Here is a 17,535-nt window from a genome sequence, read left to right as displayed (position 1 = left end):
GATAAGCCGAACTTTTGGTATAATTCAAATATTAAAAAAATTCAGAAATCACAGTTTGCTTCTGGTGATTTTCTGAATAGTCTCTGTAGGGTATCTTTCAAGGGAGGAACAGACCATGAAAAATAGTAAACCCTTGGATATGGCCCCGCCTGTAACAGTAGGTGTAGAGGACACATTCAGCTACATGATTTCTGATGAATGTGTAGGCTGTGAGGCGTGTGTCGCAAACTGCCCTGTCCATGCAATAGCAGAGCAGAGCGGCCGGTTAGAAGTTGATCCTGCCATTTGTATTGATTGCGGGACTTGTTCCGCGGTTTGCCCCACCGGGGCGGCGCGCCGGGTTCCATATATCAGAAGCAGCATATCAGAGGTCAACACGGAAAACTGTTATTTCAATCCGGGGTGTGCCATGAATTTATATAAGCACGATGGGGCCAATCGTATGTTGAAGCTGCTGCAGGATTTGTTTGGCGAGGTTAAATCACACAACGTATGCTGCAGGCATTCCCCTAACTTTTATTGACGGTATTGATATTCCAGATCTTCCAGACTACGGCGGCATCAACATCGCAGAGGCACAGTTCCATGGAACAGAATCTATTTGTTGTGGTGATAACTTCTATGGATACGTCCCTAATGGAGAAGTTGAGAAGCGGATTATGATGCGGGCTTGACGCCTCACTATCTCCCCGATTTGTTGTTTGGGCAAATGTCCGCAAAAAATACGGATACCCTTGATGAATACCATCAGCAATTAGTAACATACATAGAGAATCACTAAATCTACATCCTGGCGCAAGGGGACGCGCGCCCCTTGCGCCGCTGTCATAAGATGCGGCAGAAGAGAGCAGCGGAATCTGTCTTTTACCGGGCGGATTTTTACCGGCCAGGTAGATTAGGTTTAGCTTATGTCATATACAGCTATTCAATCATTCCGTCTTTTACAGTAATAATACGGCTGCTGTTTTTTGCCGCTTCGGGAGAGTGCGTTACCATGATAATCGTCTGCCCGCTGTTTTTATTGATTGATTGTAATAGCTTCATGATTTCAGCCCCCGTCTTACTATCTAAGTTTCCCGTGGGTTCATCTGCGAATAAAATTTCCGGATCGCTGATTAAAGCGCGGGCGATTGCTACTCTTTGCTGCTGGCCGCCTGACAATTCCCTGGGCGTATGCTTCCTTCTATCGGACAGCCCCACAATCTCTAAGATGTTATCAAGCTGTTTTCGATAGTCTTTAGACTTTTTGCCATCTAACAAAAGAGGAAGCATGATATTTTCCTCAACATTCAAATTAGGAATAAGATTATAGAATTGAAATACGAACCCTATATTCTGACGTCTTATCTGACTCATTTTAGCATCATTAAACCGGGAGATATCTGCTCCATTCATAGACACGGTACCTTCTGTTGGTGTATCAAGCCCTCCTAAAATATATAGAAGTGTACTTTTTCCGGAACCAGACTGTCCCATAATTGAAACAAATTCTCCCTTTAAAACTTTTAAGGACACATTTTTTAAAACTCTGGTTGTTGTTTCTCCAATTTTAAAATCTTTCATTATATTTTTTCCTTCAATTGCAATATTGCCTGTAATTGGTTTCATTTTTAAATCCTCCGGCTATTCAAATTTGATTTCTTCCACTAATTTCATTTTCTTACTTTTCACAATAGGGACAACAGAGCCTGTTAAAGTAACCAAAACTCCCATTGCCCCTGCCGATAGAAACGTCATAAAATCCAATTCTGGCAGCATTGAGATTTTTGGACCTGCTACGATAAAAATAGTCTGTATTTCTAAATAAGATATAATTATTGCAATAAAGGCACCTATCATTCCAGAAGTGAAGCTTTCAATAATCGTCATTTTTATATTTTGCCTGTTACTCAGACCGACAGATTTATACATAGCAATCGAACGGCGTTTCTGCATATAATTAATTAGCAGGTTGTTTATAATTCCAACCGCGGCCAACAATAATATAAAGTACGTCATACTATGCATTGGTTGCAGAAAGGCTCCCACCGTAGAAAGGGCATCGGTATTAAATTCTTCCACAGTTCTGCTCCAATTCTGTGTATCCCCAAATAAATCCCGTATTTGAATCATGACAGAATCGGGATCAATAGCTGTATAAGCAAGGAAGTTATAATTAACAGCATTGAAGTCTGCCACAGCATAGGTGGACGGAATAATCGCTTCAACATCAGTTGCCCTTGATTTAAAACTCCCAACAATCGTATAAGAATTACTTCCCACACCATTTGTAATGGTTATGGAATCTCCAACTTGGCAGCCTGTTCTGTTTAGACAGTTCTCGCTCAATACGACAGAGCGGGATTTAAAAAAAGAAGAAACAGAGGATGTTTCCATTTTTTTATTGGTATAGTTCAGGTTCAGCATTCTATTATACAATTCTAGATTATCGGTTGCTTCCAAACGAGAAAAAGTAATATCATCACATTTCATTTGGTTATTATACACGTAGACTGGCAATAAGTTTTCTATACCGTCCATGCCCTCGACATGTTTAACAAACTCCGGGCTCATTTCCCCGTCAGCAAAGCCTTGTAGTTCTGCACCATTAAATACATCTGTAATATACGTATTTACGAAATTACCAACTACTGTAATTGCAATTACGGCAGAAATACTAATAAACAGCAGCGTGATATTTTGGGTAATATTCTTATTATTCCTTATATTTTTAGAAGCCAGCAACCCCTCATTTTTGAAAATGATTACATATATATGTTCCAGACATCTTGATAAAAAATTGGTTATAAGAGGAATGACCAATATTGTTGCAATTATCAATCCCAGCAATGAAAATCCGCCTGCAATATACAGCATGTTTCCGGTAACGACTTTGGGTAAAATTTCTGAGATCAAAAATAATACAATACCAATTCCAACAATAAATCGATTTGATACTTGTGTTTCTTCCGCGACGCCAAGTACAACATTCTTAATAGGCAAGCGGCTGGCACGGCGGACAGGTATCCAGGCGCTCAATACAGAAACAACGACTGCCACACCAAAAGAAAGCAGCACCGCTGCGCCTGTAATAACCACAGGTATTTCTATACCTTGTGATAGCGTATTACCCATACCCCGTAGGATTAATTTTAGAACAACAATTCCAAGGGGTATACCTGCAATGCCGCCCATACAGCAATATAATGCGCTTTCAAGCATTAAAATGCGGGTTACCGTTTTTTGTGTCGCTCCAATGCTGCGGAATGTGCCAATAATGGGTAAACGGTCCAACGTAATGACCTTATAACTGCTGTAAATAATGAAAACACTAATGGTCAACGAAAAGAAACTGATTAGAAAAAAAGGCATGGATTTCTGCCTTGCATCAGCTGCTATTTGGTTTTCATTTACAATCTCCGAGATGGTTACGGGCTCCCCAGAAAGTTCTTCCGACAGCATACCCACCAATTCTTTGGTAGAAACACTTTCAACAGGCTCTATTAAGATTTCGCTATACCCATGTTCTTTCTGTAAAATGGAAGCCAGTGTTGTTTCTGGAAGTAATGCGGTTGCGCCTCTGGTATGCCTTAAAAAAACTGTATCATAAGAGGCAATTTCAGTAACTTTAAATTCGATTGGTACGCCGCCTATTTGAAAGGTTATGGTATCGCCTTTTTCAATTCCTATTTTAGAAGTAAAGCGGTCTGGCAATATAACTTGATTTCCCGAGAAATCTCTTATTCCCTCCCCGTTGACTAATCTGGGTTTATTGATTTGATTTAATTGCGTTAAATCAGAAGCTATCAAATCAATTGTTTCATAATATCCGTTTTCATGATATAATGCTGTTCCCTTTAACATGCCCACCTTGGCCTGGATAGAGGATAAGGCGGGAATATCATTTGTATTTATTCCACGGTTCGTATCCTTGAAACGCACAGCTACCGTTGCGCTTCCCGCCATTCCACGTGCCATTTTCCGCTGCGCGTTTTCATAAGATGTGCCGATTGAAAAGGAAACAAATAAAAGTACGGTGGATAAAAGGATTGAAAGAAACATCACAATTGTCCTGACTTTTCGTTCCTTAACATTTGTTACAATGTACTTTAAAATTATTTTCAAAACCGCACCTGCTTTCTTTAAAAAGATACATTACTTTTCCTTCGGTTTAAGTGCATTTTCTACTGCTTTTAAAACAGTATCACTTGTCAGTGCTGCACCAGATATAGAACCAGCTTCCAATGACTGTTTAGAACATACATCATCTGCAATTTGTTGCGCCCGTGTCATGTAGGAAGCCTTTTCACCCCCTTATAGAAGAAAAAAGGTTGACAGCTATTATAGTTTATAATAAGCCATCAACCTTAATCTAACTTGCAGGAAACCTTAATTAACCTTAATTTAGGGGAAAACATATTTTAAAATCTGTTCCAAGTCCTATTTCACTTTCAACGGAAATATTACCGCCATGGGCTTCGGTGATGCTTTTTGTTATCGCAAGCCCCAAGCCCGTACCCGCTGTTTTCTTTTCTGTATTTGTCCCACGATAATATCTTTGGAATAAATGATTAACCTCTTCCGGCCTCATACCCTTTCCATTATCGGAAACAATAATTTGAAGTATATTATTCAATACGGTTATTCTTATCGTGATTTCTGTATCATCATTTCCATGTGCAAAAGCATTGATAATCAAATTCTGAAAAGCTCTTGTCATTAATTTGTGATCAAAAGAGAGCATGATATTCTCTTTTGTACAATCAAAATGAATTGTGCGTTCTTCATATTCTGGATGATTTAACACATTAATCACCAGTTCCTTTAAAAAACGGACAAAATTTTGTTCTGTACATTGAAGCGGAGCAATACCATTCTCTAATTGGTATGTCAGCTTTAAATCATCAATCAGGGACTCCATATAAGAAACATTTTTTAGAATTACATTTGAATATTTCTTTATCTGTTCGCTTGATACATCCTTGTTATCAAATAAAATTTCGGCGTATCCTTTTATTGAGGATAAAGGAGTTTTTAAATCATGCGTAATATTGGCAATCCATTCTTTTCGCATTGTTTCCGTATTTTCTTTTATATTGTCACTGGTCTTGATTTCAGTATCTAAACAATCCAAGCTTTCAAATACATCTTGAAAAACGCCTGTACTAACCGCAGGCGTATAAGAGCGTTTTGCAACAGCCTTTATAGATACGGTTATACGGTTTATTATTTTGGTTATCCAGAAACCGTATATTATGCCAGCCATAAGTATGATGAAAAGCGTTATACCCAAACATAATAAAATGATTGTTTTACCTGTTGTAAATTTTTCCCCATTCAAATACATGGTGACTTTTGCAATATTCACTGGAAAATGAATAATATATGTGTAATTTTTTTTATTATATGTTAAGCTGCTAACAAATGATGTTGACTGATTATCATTTAGATGTCCTGTCTGGTAAAGCCGTAAAAGGTCCGCGTCAGAATAAAATGTTTTCGCGTTTTCCGGCGTTTGGTAGTGAATCAGTTCCTTTCCGCCACCATCTAATACCTGTAATCCGGCATTATTTGTCTGTAATAATTCTAAGCCAGACTGTTTGATTTGTGGTCTGTCATCAATAAAAATAATTTGTTCGGAGAAGCTCTCTGTAAATTCTTTTGGATAATTGCTTCTCACGGTTGCTCCATCCGGGGTATTGACACTTACTACTGATAGCAGAAATATTCCGGAAAAAGCAATAACACTGAGTAAGGCTATAAAAAACATCAAATAGATATGCAAAATGGAACGGTATCCCGATTTTTTCATTTAATCAATCCTTTTCTTTAATTTATATCCCAAGCCTTTGACTGTAACCAGCTGCTGCGGGGCAGAGGGGGTATCCTCAATCTTTTCGCGTATATGCCGTATATGGACCATAATGGTGTTATCACAAATACTGCTGTACTCGCCCCAGACCTGTTCATATAATTGTTCTTTGCTGATAATTTTATTTGCATTTTCCATTAAATAGGATAAAAGAAGAAATTCCCGTCCTGTTAAGGCAATCTCTTTTCCGGCTTTATAAATTCGGCTGCTGCCTTTGTCAAGTGAGAGACTGTCAACAATAATCCTGTTTTTTTCATTTAATTGCCTGTCCGTATGATATTGTTGACGGCGAAGCTGCGCTTTTATCCGAAACACAACTTCTCTTGGGCTGAAGGGTTTCGTGATATAATCATCGCCACCACATGACAGTCCGAGTATTTTGTCGATATCATCATTTTTTGATGATAAGAAAAGAATAGAGCAGATAGAAAACTCACGAATTTTTTTACACACTTCTATTCCGTTTATGTCTGGGAGCATTATGTCTAATACAACGATATCCGGGTTGAATTCTTCGCATAGCCTTAGTGCCTCTGAACCGGAGTAAGCTTTTTGGATCAACCGGAACCCGTCTTGTTGTAAAACTTCTGCAATTAAATCTACGATATCTCTTTCATCATCTACTAATAATATTTTATCGCTCATTTTATCACTCCCTTGCTTTTATTCTTTTATCTTAATGCCTTTCTGCTGTTGTATGGAATGCTGCCCCCCTGAAATGAATACTACCACAAAAAACAAAAAATTGAAGCAATAATTGAAAATACTTTGGTAACCGGAAGAACTTGGAAGGCGTTATTATACCGGATTCATGCATTCCAATGGAACAAGGCTTCAACGGTTTCTTCAGGAAATGAACAGGGAAGCGCTGGATGGGTATGACTGCATGACCGCAGTCTGGGTGGCAAAGCTGGTGGCCCGTGAGACAACAATCAGACAGGGATTGTGATGATTGCATAAAAGTGAGAGATGAAATTATGATATTGTAACAAAAATATGAATTCCAATCAAAAAATACTTGTCTTACCTCATATATTGTGCTATATTGAATTCAAGGTTATTGGAAACGTTACCGATATCGTTACCGGGAAGGTTTCTGGAAACATTGTACAAATGTATCACAGTATGGAAAGTATCCGCGGCAGAGAACGTGGATACGGAAGGAGGATATAATTATGAAACTGAGGAAACTTGCAGCACTTTCACTGGCGGCAGCTATGGCGGCAGGCACACTGGCCGGGTGTTCTTCCAAACCATCAGGGACCGCGCAATCCCCCGCGGGAGAAGCGGCGGAGGGGACACAGTCAGGGGAACCGGTATCGGCCGATGGAAAGGGACAGATTTATTACCTGAACTTTAAACCTGAGGTTGCAGATGTATGGGTAGAGCTGGCAGAGAAGTACACGGCAGAGACCGGGATACCGATGAAGGTCCAGACCGCGGCGGCCGGGACGTATGAGCAGACCCTGAAGTCTGAAGTGGCGAAGAAGGAACCTCCCACACTGTTCCAGATTAACGGACCCATTGGCTATAAGTCATGGGCTAAGTACTGCCGCGATTTAAGTGATACGGAAATCTACGGCCACCTGGTAGATAAGACCATGGCGGTTACAGATGGTGACGGCGTATACGGAATCCCCTATGTTGTAGAGGGATACGGAATCATTTACAATGACGCAATCATGCGGAAGTATTTTGCATTGGACGGCGCTAAGGCAGCATCCATGGATGAGATTAATGACTTTGATACACTAAAGGCTGTTTCCGAGGATATGCAGGCAAGAAAAGCGGATTTGGGAATTGACGGTGTGTTCGCCTCCACATCCTTCGCGCCTGGCGAAGACTGGAGATGGCAGACCCATCTTGCAAACCTTCCGGTTTATTATGAATATAAAGATGACGGTGTGAATGACAAGGACGCTATCGACTTTAGGTATTCCGATAATTTTAAGAACATTTTCGATTTGTATTTGAATAATTCCTGTACGGACCCGAAGATGGTAGGCGCTAAGACCGTGGAGGATTCCATGGCTGAATTCGCTCTGGGCAAGGTTGCCATGGTGCAGAACGGCAACTGGGGATGGAGCCAGGTGGCTGGCGTTGAAGGCAACACTGTAAAAGAAGAAGATGTGAAATTCCTTCCGATTTACACCGGAATGGCCGGCGAAGAGAAGCAGGGGTTATGTATCGGTACCGAGAACTTTTTCACCATCAACAGCCAGGCAAAGGCTGAGGACCAGCAGGCGTCCCTTGACTTCTTAACATGGCTGTTCAGCTCTGAGACAGGTAAGGACTATATAACAAACAGGCTGGGCTTTATCGCGCCATTTGACACCTTTACAGCCGATGAGAAGCCATCCGACCCACTGGCCAAAGAAGTTGACAGATACATGAGTAATGGCAATCTGTATTCCATATCCTGGAACTTCACTTCCTTCCCAAGCCAGACCTTTAAGGATGACTTTGGAGCATCCCTGTTACAGTATGCCCAGGGCGGGAAAGAGTGGCAGGCTGTTGTGGATGATATGAAGGCAGGCTGGGAAAGTGAAAAGGCCATGACCAAATAAGACTTTAAGGACCGGACTTGACATGGGTGAGCGTAAGGGAACTTCCTCACCCGTTTCTTTGCCTGAGGGATGAGAATTATCATGTGATTTTTAAGGAGGGTGCGCCATGCAAAAATCAATGAAACGATATTTTCCGATTTTTGTGCTGCCAACGCTGATTGCGTTTATCATTGCATTCCTGTATCCGTTTATCATTGGTATCTATCTGTCTTTTACAGAATTTACTACGGTAAGGGATGCCGCGTGGGTGGGCATAAATAATTATAAAAAGATATTTTCAGACCAGAACTTTATAAATGCCCTGTTATTTACCGTGAAGTTTACCATAGTATCCGTTGTTACAATCAATGTGCTTGGGTTTTTGATGGCCTATGCCCTGACAAGAGGAATCAAGGGGACAAATCTGTTCAGAACCGTTTTCTTCATGCCTAACTTAATCGGCGGCATTGTCCTGGGCTATATCTGGCAGCTTTTGTTAAACGGAATCCTGATGAAGTTCGGAGTTACCCTGTCATTTGATGCCAGATATGGTTTCTGGGGCCTGGTCATGTTGATGAACTGGCAGCTGATTGGATATATGATGATTATCTATATTGCCGGTCTCCAGAACGTTTCACCGGATCTTATTGAGGCGGCTAAGATTGACGGAGCTACGAAGACACAGGCACTGCGCCGGATTACGATCCCGATGGTGATGCCGTCCTTTACAATCTGTCTTTTCTTAACCCTGACAAATTCCTTTAAGCTGTTTGACCAGAACCTGGCCCTGACGGCGGGAGGTCCGGGAAGGCAGACCAGTATGCTGGCGCTGGATATTTACAGTACATTTTACGGCAGGGTGGGCTGGGAAGGCGTGGGTCAGGCAAAAGCAGTTGTATTTTTCATCATGGTGGCGGTCATTGCCCTGACACAGCTTTATATAACAAGGCGTAAGGAGGTGGAAAACTGATGGGAAGGAAAGATAAAAATGCAGATGACCAGCAGATGGAGGTCAGCAGATTTACAGGCATGATGATGACGATATTCTTTGCAGTACTTTCTCTTGCATTTCTGTTTCCCATATTCCTGGTTTTCATGAATGCTTTTAAGAGTAAGCTCTATATCAGCGACGCCCCGTTCCGGTTCCCGGTGGCAGAAGCCTATGTGGGCCTTGGCAACTATATTGAAGGGGTGAGGAAGACGGGATTTTTCATGGCGTTTGGGCGTTCCCTGTTTATCACGGTATGCTCCGTGGCGGTAATCGTACTGTTCACCTCCATGACCGCATGGTATATTACCAGGGTTAAAACAAAGTTTTACAGCGTTCTCTATTATGTTTTTGTGTTTGCCATGATTGTGCCGTTCCAGATGGTCATGTTCACCATGTCGAAGACGGCCAATGACTTATATCTGAATTCCATCTATGGACTTATACTTTTGTATCTGGGATTCGGCGCAGGGCAGGCGGTATTCCTGTTTTGCGGGTTTGTGAAGGCGATTCCGCTGGAGATTGAAGAGGCGGCCATGATTGACGGCTGTTCTCCTGTCCAGACTTATTTTCATGTGGTATTTCCGATGCTCCGGCCGACTGCTGTCACGGTTGCAATCTTAAATGCCATGTGGATATGGAATGACTATCTGCTTCCGAGCCTGATTCTTCCCCAGGAAAAAGGCACCATACCCATGGTTATCCAGAATCTTAAGGGCGGTTACGGTTCCATTGACATGGGAGCCATGATGGCCATGCTGGTCCTGGCAATTGTGCCAATCATTATTTTCTATTTAAGCTGCCAGAAATACATCATCAAGGGTGTGGCTGCCGGCGCAGTAAAGGGATAGACGTATACGGAAAAACCAGACACAATTAAAGGAGAGACACGATGCGGGAATGTGGTATGTTGCTTCCGGTTGCCAGTCTGCCGTCCAAGTACGGAATCGGAGCGTTTTCTAAAGAGGCATATGGATTTATTGATACATTAAAGAAGGCGGGGCAGCATTACTGGCAGATTCTGCCTCTGGGGCCAACCAGCTACGGGGATTCCCCCTATCAGTCATTTTCAGCTTTCGCGGGCAATCCGTATTTTATCAATCTGGACAGACTGGTGGAAGAAGGTCTCTTAACAGAAGCAGAGTGTACTGCTGCCGATTTCGGTGACAATCCCAGGAAGATTGATTTTGGGAAATTGTATTTAAACCGTTTTCCATTGCTTCGCAGGGCATATGGACGGTGGAAGGAGAAGGGGCATACGGCGGCAGAGGCCAAAGGAAGACTTTGGCCTGAGACGGTGGAGTACTGCTTTTATATGGCGGTTAAGAACCGATATGAGGGCAGGACCTGGACACTGTGGGATAAGGATATCCGTCTCCGGAAGCAGGAGGCCATGGAGGCGCTTCAGCATGAACTGGCGGATGAGACCGGCTTTTACGCGTTCCTCCAGATGAAATTTGAAGAGCAGTGGAGCGCGCTTAAGTCCTATGCCAATGAAAAGGGAATCCGCATCATTGGGGATATCCCCATCTATGTGGCGCTGGACAGCGCCGACACATGGTACCATCCGGAGCTGTTCCAGCTGGATGAGGACAGGAATCCGGTGGCGGTGGCGGGCTGCCCTCCCGACGGTTTTTCCGCCACGGGACAGCTGTGGGGCAATCCGCTGTACCTCTGGGAGTATCATGGGGAGACCGGATATGAATGGTGGATGCGGCGTATGGAATATAGCTTCCGCATGTACGATGTGGTGCGTGTGGACCATTTCCGTGGCTTTGACGAATACTATTCCATACCGGCAGGAAGCCAGACGGCGGTTCACGGAACCTGGAGAAAAGGCCCTGGCATGGATATTTTCCGAAAAATGCAGGAAAAGTTTGGAAAACTTAATATTATTGCGGAAGACCTTGGATTTTTGACCCCATCTGTGCTAGAATTAGTAAAAGATACAGGATTCCCGGGAATGAAGGTGCTGGAGTTTGCCTTTGATTCCAGGGAGGAAAGTGATTATCTGCCCCATAACTACACTTCTAACTGCGTGGTTTACACAGGAACCCATGATAATAATACCATCAGGGGATGGTATGGGGAGATGAGTGAGGAAGACAGACAGCTTTCCGTGGATTATATGAATAATCCGCATACGCCTGTAGAGGAAATCCATTGGGATTTCGTGCGCCTTGCACTGTCAAGCGTGGCAAAGCTGGCGGTTATTCCGGTCCAGGATTATTTAGGTCTTGGCGGAGATGCCCGGATCAATACGCCATCCACGCTGGGAGAAAACTGGAGATGGCGCATGATGCCCGGGGAAATAACTGATGAGATTGTTGTAAAGTGCAGGAAGATGGCAAAGCTTTACGGCAGAGGATGACAGGGGATGAGTATTTCTTATGGAATCGATTAATATTAAAGACGTAGCCAGAATCTGCGGAGTGGGCGTAAGTACGGTGTCACGGGCCATTAACAATCATCCGGATATCAATCCGGAGACAAAGGATATGATTATGCAGGTGGTTAAGGAGCATAATTATATTCCTAACAATAGCGCCCGCAATTTAAAACGCACTGATTCAAAGGCTATCGCGGTTTTAATCAAGGGAATCAGCAATCCCTTTTTCAGCAAGATGATCCGGATTTTTGAAAAGGAAATTCATAAGAAGAAGTACTCTTTTATCATGCAGCATGTGGATGCCGGTGAAGATGAAGTGGATGTGGCCCTTGAACTGATTAAGGAGAAGAAACCAAGGGGAATTGTATTCCTGGGTGGGTTCTTCTCACACAGTAAGGAGAAGCTGGAGCAGCTGGCGGTCCCCTTTGTGCTCAGTACCATTGGGATGACGGATTCACTGGAAGAATCGCCGTTTTATTCCTGGGTTTCTGTGGATGATTTTGCGGAAAGCTATAAGATGACGGACTACTTGTGTAAGCTTGGTCATAAGAGGATTTTAATCCTGGCAGCTACCAAGGATGATGAGAGTATCGGCAGGCTGCGTCTGGAAGGATACCGCAAGGCCCTTAAGGACAACGGAATCGAACTGGATGAAGATCTCTGTGTTTTTTCAGGGGTGGGAAGGGACTGTTACACCATGGATTACGGCTTTATGGCCATGAGCCGGATCCTGGAAGAAAAAAAGACGGATTTTACAGCTGTGTATGCCATATCAGACAGTATCGCCATCGGCGCCTGCAAGGCCATCACGGAATACGGCATGAAGATACCCGAAGACTATTCGGTGGCTGGATTTGACGGACTTGACATTGCGCATTACTATAATCCGACGCTGACTACCATAAGGCAGCCCGTGGAGGAGATGGCGGAAGCCACCATTAAGATACTGTTTGACGTGGTAAGCAATCATGCGGACCATCAGAAGCGGGTGTTTAAGGCGGAGTTAATGGAGGGTGAGTCAACCCGGAACGTAAAATAGAAAAATTCCGCATATACTGTTATCAAATCCCCTGCATGAGGTACATCATGGCGGAATGCCCTATTAACTCAGCTTCAGAGACCATTGCTGACTTTATCTACCGTTATGGAAGCCAGCAGCAATTTCCTGGTAATTCGGAAGATATTTTCTGCATGGACTTTGTAAGCACTGATTTCAGTATTATATATACCCCGCTAGATACAGTAGAACCCATATCACTAAGCAAGTTTACCTATTACAGTATCCCTGGACTGTACACACTGTTAGATAGTTCCAGCATGGACGCTTCCGGTATTTTAGCAACCCATGCATCACCTGCCCTGAGCAATCAAGGCAGAGGTGTTATAATCGGCATCATAGACACGGGAATTGACTATACCAATCCTCTTTTTCGCAATCAGGATGGAACTACCAGAATCTTGAGTATTTGGGATCAGAGCCTTCCGGAAGATAAAAGCCTCCTTCCTGCCGGCGTACCTAACCGCTATAATGCCAGCGGGGCAACCTATGGCACAGAGTACACGCGGGAGCAGATTAACGAGGCACTGGAATCTGATAATCCTCTTACCGTGGTGCCTTCTACCGATACCAACGGACATGGAACCTTTCTGGCGGGTATCGCTGCCGGAGGAGTCCTGCCTAATCAGGATTTTACAGGAGCTGCCCCGGAATGTGAACTGGTAATCGTCAAATTAAAACCAGCCAAACAATATCTGCGCGATTTCTATCTTGTCAGTAATGACGCTGATGCTTATCAGGAGAATGATATTATGATGGGCATTAAGTACCTGCGCGTGGAGGCATACAGCCAGAGAAAGCCTCTGGTCGTTCTGCTGGGAATCGGCTCCAATCTGGGCAGCCATGAGGGAACGTCCCCGCTTAATGTGATGATTCAAGATATCAGCCGAAATTTAGGAATGGCTACGGTAATTGCCGCAGGCAATGAGACTGGCCGGGGTCATCACTATATGGGTTCTGTACCCATGGGGGAAGAGTCCGTTGATGTGGAAATCCGAGTCGGGAATGCGGAATCCCAGCGTGGATTTGTAGTAGAACTCTGGGCCGCCACCGCTGATACATATTCCGTTGGATTTGTATCTCCCAGTGGTGAATCCATAGGCCGCATTCCTATCATAGGAAGAAATGAAACCTCTATTGGGTTCCTCTTAGAACCCACGGTCATTACAGTTAATTACCAGCTGATTGAGACAGGCGCAGGCAAACAGCTTGTTTTTATCCGTTTTGAAGCCCCAACAAATGGAATTTGGAGAATACGCGTGTATAATACCCAGTATCTCACAGGGCAATTTAATATGTGGCTTCCGGCCCATAACCTGATTTCCGATGAAACCGTGTTTCTGACTCCCAGCCCATATACGACCATAACCCTCCCGGGAGATTCTACCTCTCCAATCACAGTAGGCGCCTACAATCATTTAAATAACAGCATCTACATTCATTCCGGCCGTGGATATACAATAGGCGGAGTAATTAAACCGGATTTGGCGGCCCCTGGGGTTAATGTAAGCGGGCCATCGATAGGGCGCAGGAACCAAGACTCCATTCCCATGACTACCCGAACAGGAACCTCGGTTGCGGCCGCCCATGTTGCTGGTGCAGTCGCTAATCTTTTAAGCTGGGGCATTATAGAAGGACATAACATGGCGATGAGCGAAGCCACCATCAAAGCATTTTTAATAAGAGGAGCAAAACGAAATCCAGCACTATCATATCCCAACAGGGAATGGGGATATGGGGCTCTGGATTTATATGAAACTTTTTTACGGTTAAGGGAAATAAGATGAATGAATTATCAAAAGCAGCAGGTCCTTATGAATATCATGGATATGGGTGGACCTGATGGCAAGCTTTGGTTGGGGGGCTAAAAAAGTATAAGGAGCGTCAACAGCATTAAAAGACAGGGCGGCGGGCTAGATTATCTAACCAGCTGTCCTGTCTTTTAAGCGATTTTATCACTGATTTGTACAAGCTTAGAAGCGACCGGATATGAAGTGGCTTCTTTTCAGGACGGAGATATGGCAAGTGAATCGCTTGTTAAGAACCACGATTATGGATTGGCAGTTGTGGACATCATGCTGCCGGGAAAGGACGGTTTTGCCCTTCTTCCGGAACTTAAAAGCTATGGAGTGCCTGTTATCTTCCTTACAGCAAGAGGTGAACTGTCAGATAAGGTCAAAGGGCTGACAGGCGGCGCAGAGGACTATATGGTAAAGCCTTTTGAAATGCTGGAATTGCTGGTTCGTATCGACAAGATACTAAAACGCTTTCAACAGGAGGAACCGGAGATCCACATTAAGGATATCGTCATTGACCCGGAAAAAAGAACTGTAACGAGAGAAGGACAGGAAATCAGCTTAAAACCAATGGAATTCGACTGCCTGATGATGCTTGCACACAACAGGAATAAGGCATTAACCAGAAAACAGCTCCTGACCGTGCTTTGGTTACTGTTCAGAGGGCATCTGAACAGTAACCTTTAATCATGTGGGGAGCAGATAATTATTGTAAAAGTGTTTTTATCTGTGTATAATAAAATAAAAGGAGGTATATGCCATGCCATTATTAAATCGGCAATATTATACGATAGCGGATATTTATGCATTGCCAGAAGGAAAGCGAGCCGAATTAATTGAAGGTGAGATTTTTGATATGGCGCCACCAAGTCGAAAGCATCAAGAAATCGTCGCGTTTTTTACAAAGACAATTGGCAATTATATAGACAAAAATAAAGGGAACTGTAAAGTGTATCCGGCACCGTTTGCAGTTTTTTTAAAAACGGATGACAATAGCGAGGATTATGAAAATTATGTAGAGCCTGACATAAGCGTTATCTGCGATTCCAGTAAACTTAATGATAAAGGTTGTAAAGGTGCTCCTGACTGGATTGTTGAAATTGTATCCCCGTCCAGCCGGAGCATGGATTATTATCTAAAACTTTCTCTGTATCAAATGAATGGTGTTAGAGAATATTGGATAGTGGATACAGAACGAAAAATTGTTATTGTCTATGATTTTGAAAATTTGTCACCAGCCGCCCTTTATCGGTTTGACAGTACGATAAAGACACATGTGTTCCATGACTTGGAAATAAGCTTCAGTAGTATAGTGCTTGACTAATCAAGCTTTATTGCAAAAGGTCAGGCTGCTTGTCGTAATTTATCACCATGACGGGTTCTATGGAACCCGTTTTTTCAAAATTGTAAACGGTATTGATAATTTTACTCTTTTTCAGAACCTTTCTGCATATCAAAGTATAGCTGCATCATTTGTTCTGACAGCTTTCTTACCTCTGGAGCAGAAGCACGATATAAACGTAAGTGTGCCAGTTCATCTTCATTTAGCTCTGTTTCAGACAGGGTTTCATACTTTCTTGGATTATTCGTATTTCCCACAAGATAATCAATAGATGTATTGAAAAAGTTAGCAAATGCAATGATTAGTTCCAGATCAGGCTGTGCCAGGTCATTTTCATATTTCCAAACAGACTGTTGGCTGATATGGAAAAGTTCTGCAAGCTTAAACTGGCTCAGATGCCTGCTATTCCGTAGCTTTTTTAGATTTTTCATAATTGTTTACCACCTTCTGGGATTAATATTAGCAATTAAATAAAAATTATAAAAAACTTAATAGTAGTTATAGACAACAACTAAAAAGTGTTATATAATGACCAATGTAATTATGTACGTTCGGTAGTCATGTCACAGAAGAAAAGAAGAAGCCTTGTATGAGAGATTCTGTGTGACTATAGAAAAAGAGCAGGAGGAAAAGGAATGAGAAAAAAGCTTTTGTTAAAAAAGGCGGTAACGTTTTCTTTAATGGGTGTACTGGCCGTGTCACCAGTTCTGATAGCTCACGCTAATCCCGGAGCTGTATTTAGTTCCAAAATCAGTGGTGGGACACAGGATACACCGGACACGCCAGATGAACCCGATGTTCCAGATACGCCCGATGTACCAGATATACCGGATGTGCCGGATGTGCCGGACGTGCCGGATGTTCCGGACGTGCCGGATGTACCAGACATTCCGGATGTTCCAAACAATTCAGGCTCGTCGTCAGGCGGAGGTTCTAGTTCAGGAGGCACTGTAACAACCAATAGTAGTAGCGTATCATCAGCTTTAGACAGCGTTATGGTGAAGGGAGTAAAAGTGTTCACAACAGTTGCTGGCCGTTATTCAGCAAATTCAGTTGCCGGGGTTATAGTGACGACACCTTACTCGGATGTAGCCGCAGCCGTTGGCGCAGGGACGAATCAGAAGCCATTTGCTGTTATTGAGAACAGCGTGTGCGGAGAGGATTCCAAGGCATGTATGATGAAAAAGCTGGAAGAGCTGAAGTCAATTTCACCGGAGATTGTTTCGGGACCGGCGCTGGATATATGGCTTGGAATATCTGACATTAATAATAATTTTACCAAAGTAGGGAAGGCTGCCAGACCCATTGAATTTAAAATTGGCATTCCAGCTAATTTTAAAACGGATGGTTATGAATATGCATTAATCTTTGTCCAGTCAGATGGTACCACTTCAGTGATTGTTGATACGGATGATGATAGTGATACTATGACATTTTCAACAGATGTTTATGGTACATTTACTCTGGTAAAGGGACCGTCAGGTAGTTTCGCAGCTTACAGATAATTAAAATTCGCATAGGCTTCTGTGGGGAAATAGTTAGTGGGTAACTGCTAGCTATTTCTTT

General features: G+C 43.0%; 16 protein-coding genes. 10 read left to right on the top strand and 6 right to left on the bottom strand.

Features of this window, described 5'->3' with window-relative positions; all coding sequences use genetic code 11:
* Positions 1 to 115 precede the first annotated feature (115 nt).
* Positions 116 to 523: a 4Fe-4S dicluster domain-containing protein gene (locus tag LA360_RS27470; RefSeq protein WP_225537818.1), complete on the top strand. Its 408-nt coding sequence runs from the start codon at positions 116 to 118 to the stop codon at positions 521 to 523.
* A 398-nt stretch (positions 524 to 921) separates the two neighbouring features.
* Here the strand turns inward: LA360_RS27470 and LA360_RS27465 are convergent, their stop codons facing one another.
* From LA360_RS27465 to LA360_RS27445, 5 genes are all read right to left on the bottom strand, one after another.
* Positions 922 to 1,608: an ABC transporter ATP-binding protein gene (locus LA360_RS27465; RefSeq protein ID WP_112481900.1), complete on the bottom strand. Its 687-nt coding sequence runs from the start codon at positions 1,606 to 1,608 to the stop codon at positions 922 to 924.
* Positions 1,609 to 1,623: 15 nt separating this feature from the next.
* Positions 1,624 to 4,104 (bottom strand): ABC transporter permease, encoded by a 2,481-nt coding sequence (locus tag LA360_RS27460; protein WP_174713915.1) that lies wholly within the window; start codon positions 4,102 to 4,104, stop codon positions 1,624 to 1,626.
* 30 nt (positions 4,105 to 4,134) lie between these two features.
* Positions 4,135 to 4,272, bottom strand: coding sequence for a hypothetical protein (locus tag LA360_RS27455; protein ID WP_160116326.1), 138 nt, complete (start codon positions 4,270 to 4,272; stop codon positions 4,135 to 4,137).
* A gap of 106 nt (positions 4,273 to 4,378) precedes the next feature.
* Entirely contained in the window at positions 4,379 to 5,791 is a 1,413-nt protein-coding gene (locus tag LA360_RS27450; protein ID WP_112481899.1) for a HAMP domain-containing sensor histidine kinase, read from the bottom strand.
* Positions 5,792 to 6,496 (bottom strand): response regulator transcription factor, encoded by a 705-nt coding sequence (locus LA360_RS27445; RefSeq protein WP_112481897.1) that lies wholly within the window; start codon positions 6,494 to 6,496, stop codon positions 5,792 to 5,794.
* A 530-nt stretch (positions 6,497 to 7,026) separates the two neighbouring features.
* On the opposite strand from LA360_RS27445, the gene LA360_RS27435 reads away from it, so the two are divergent.
* The 8 genes from LA360_RS27435 (at position 7,027) to LA360_RS27400 (ending at position 15,951) form a co-directional block, all read left to right on the top strand.
* The gene (locus LA360_RS27435) at positions 7,027 to 8,418 is read left to right on the top strand and encodes an ABC transporter substrate-binding protein (RefSeq protein WP_022202230.1); all 1,392 of its coding nucleotides are present in this window, start codon (positions 7,027 to 7,029) and stop codon (positions 8,416 to 8,418) included.
* A gap of 106 nt (positions 8,419 to 8,524) precedes the next feature.
* Positions 8,525 to 9,367 (top strand): carbohydrate ABC transporter permease, encoded by an 843-nt coding sequence (locus LA360_RS27430; RefSeq protein WP_022202229.1) that lies wholly within the window; start codon positions 8,525 to 8,527, stop codon positions 9,365 to 9,367.
* Positions 9,367 to 10,236 (top strand): carbohydrate ABC transporter permease, encoded by an 870-nt coding sequence (locus LA360_RS27425; protein WP_022202228.1) that lies wholly within the window; start codon positions 9,367 to 9,369, stop codon positions 10,234 to 10,236. The genes LA360_RS27430 and LA360_RS27425 overlap by 1 nt, the downstream gene beginning before the upstream one ends.
* Before the next feature lie 41 nt (positions 10,237 to 10,277).
* Entirely contained in the window at positions 10,278 to 11,756 is a 1,479-nt protein-coding gene (malQ, locus tag LA360_RS27420; RefSeq protein WP_022202227.1) for a 4-alpha-glucanotransferase, read from the top strand.
* Between the two features lie 19 nt (positions 11,757 to 11,775).
* Positions 11,776 to 12,813, top strand: a complete 1,038-nt coding sequence (locus tag LA360_RS27415) for a LacI family DNA-binding transcriptional regulator (RefSeq protein ID WP_022202226.1) — start codon at positions 11,776 to 11,778, stop codon at positions 12,811 to 12,813.
* A gap of 47 nt (positions 12,814 to 12,860) precedes the next feature.
* The gene (locus LA360_RS27410; protein ID WP_057572279.1) at positions 12,861 to 14,618 is read left to right on the top strand and encodes a S8 family peptidase; all 1,758 of its coding nucleotides are present in this window, start codon (positions 12,861 to 12,863) and stop codon (positions 14,616 to 14,618) included.
* 162 nt (positions 14,619 to 14,780) lie between these two features.
* The gene (locus LA360_RS27405; protein ID WP_225537844.1) at positions 14,781 to 15,314 is read left to right on the top strand and encodes a response regulator transcription factor; all 534 of its coding nucleotides are present in this window, start codon (positions 14,781 to 14,783) and stop codon (positions 15,312 to 15,314) included.
* Between the two features lie 73 nt (positions 15,315 to 15,387).
* Positions 15,388 to 15,951, top strand: coding sequence for a Uma2 family endonuclease (locus LA360_RS27400; protein ID WP_022512519.1), 564 nt, complete (start codon positions 15,388 to 15,390; stop codon positions 15,949 to 15,951).
* Between the two features lie 101 nt (positions 15,952 to 16,052).
* Here LA360_RS27400 and LA360_RS27395 read toward each other — a convergent pair whose 3' ends face one another.
* Entirely contained in the window at positions 16,053 to 16,400 is a 348-nt protein-coding gene (locus LA360_RS27395; protein ID WP_112481895.1) for a helix-turn-helix domain-containing protein, read from the bottom strand.
* A 204-nt stretch (positions 16,401 to 16,604) separates the two neighbouring features.
* On the opposite strand from LA360_RS27395, the gene LA360_RS27390 reads away from it, so the two are divergent.
* Positions 16,605 to 17,474, top strand: a complete 870-nt coding sequence (locus LA360_RS27390; protein WP_022202222.1) for a hypothetical protein — start codon at positions 16,605 to 16,607, stop codon at positions 17,472 to 17,474.
* The last annotated feature ends 61 nt before the right edge of the window (positions 17,475 to 17,535 follow it).

The sequence above is a fragment of the Enterocloster clostridioformis genome (genome assembly GCF_020297485.1).
Classification (GTDB): domain Bacteria; phylum Bacillota; class Clostridia; order Lachnospirales; family Lachnospiraceae; genus Enterocloster; species Enterocloster clostridioformis.
Note: the sequence above shows the minus strand (reverse complement) of the source record. Positions and strands in the feature narration are given on the sequence as shown.

What these genes read in the sequence shown, in the direction of transcription:
- LA360_RS27400 (WP_022512519.1), top strand. Translation starts at nt 15,388, where the DNA reads ATGCCATTATTAAATCGGCAATATTATACGATAGCGGATATTTATGCA.
- LA360_RS27470 (WP_225537818.1), top strand. Translation starts at nt 116, where the DNA reads ATGAAAAATAGTAAACCCTTGGATATGGCCCCGCCTGTAACAGTAGGT.
- LA360_RS27455 (WP_160116326.1), bottom strand. Translation starts at nt 4,272, where the DNA reads ATGACACGGGCGCAACAAATTGCAGATGATGTATGTTCTAAACAGTCA.
- LA360_RS27415 (WP_022202226.1), top strand. Translation starts at nt 11,776, where the DNA reads ATGGAATCGATTAATATTAAAGACGTAGCCAGAATCTGCGGAGTGGGC.
- LA360_RS27410 (WP_057572279.1), top strand. Translation starts at nt 12,861, where the DNA reads ATGGCGGAATGCCCTATTAACTCAGCTTCAGAGACCATTGCTGACTTT.
- LA360_RS27435 (WP_022202230.1), top strand. Translation starts at nt 7,027, where the DNA reads ATGAAACTGAGGAAACTTGCAGCACTTTCACTGGCGGCAGCTATGGCG.
- LA360_RS27395 (WP_112481895.1), bottom strand. Translation starts at nt 16,400, where the DNA reads ATGAAAAATCTAAAAAAGCTACGGAATAGCAGGCATCTGAGCCAGTTT.
- LA360_RS27465 (WP_112481900.1), bottom strand. Translation starts at nt 1,608, where the DNA reads ATGAAACCAATTACAGGCAATATTGCAATTGAAGGAAAAAATATAATG.
- LA360_RS27445 (WP_112481897.1), bottom strand. Translation starts at nt 6,496, where the DNA reads ATGAGCGATAAAATATTATTAGTAGATGATGAAAGAGATATCGTAGAT.
- LA360_RS27430 (WP_022202229.1), top strand. Translation starts at nt 8,525, where the DNA reads ATGCAAAAATCAATGAAACGATATTTTCCGATTTTTGTGCTGCCAACG.
- LA360_RS27390 (WP_022202222.1), top strand. Translation starts at nt 16,605, where the DNA reads ATGAGAAAAAAGCTTTTGTTAAAAAAGGCGGTAACGTTTTCTTTAATG.
- LA360_RS27450 (WP_112481899.1), bottom strand. Translation starts at nt 5,791, where the DNA reads ATGAAAAAATCGGGATACCGTTCCATTTTGCATATCTATTTGATGTTT.
- malQ (WP_022202227.1), top strand. Translation starts at nt 10,278, where the DNA reads ATGCGGGAATGTGGTATGTTGCTTCCGGTTGCCAGTCTGCCGTCCAAG.
- LA360_RS27425 (WP_022202228.1), top strand. Translation starts at nt 9,367, where the DNA reads ATGGGAAGGAAAGATAAAAATGCAGATGACCAGCAGATGGAGGTCAGC.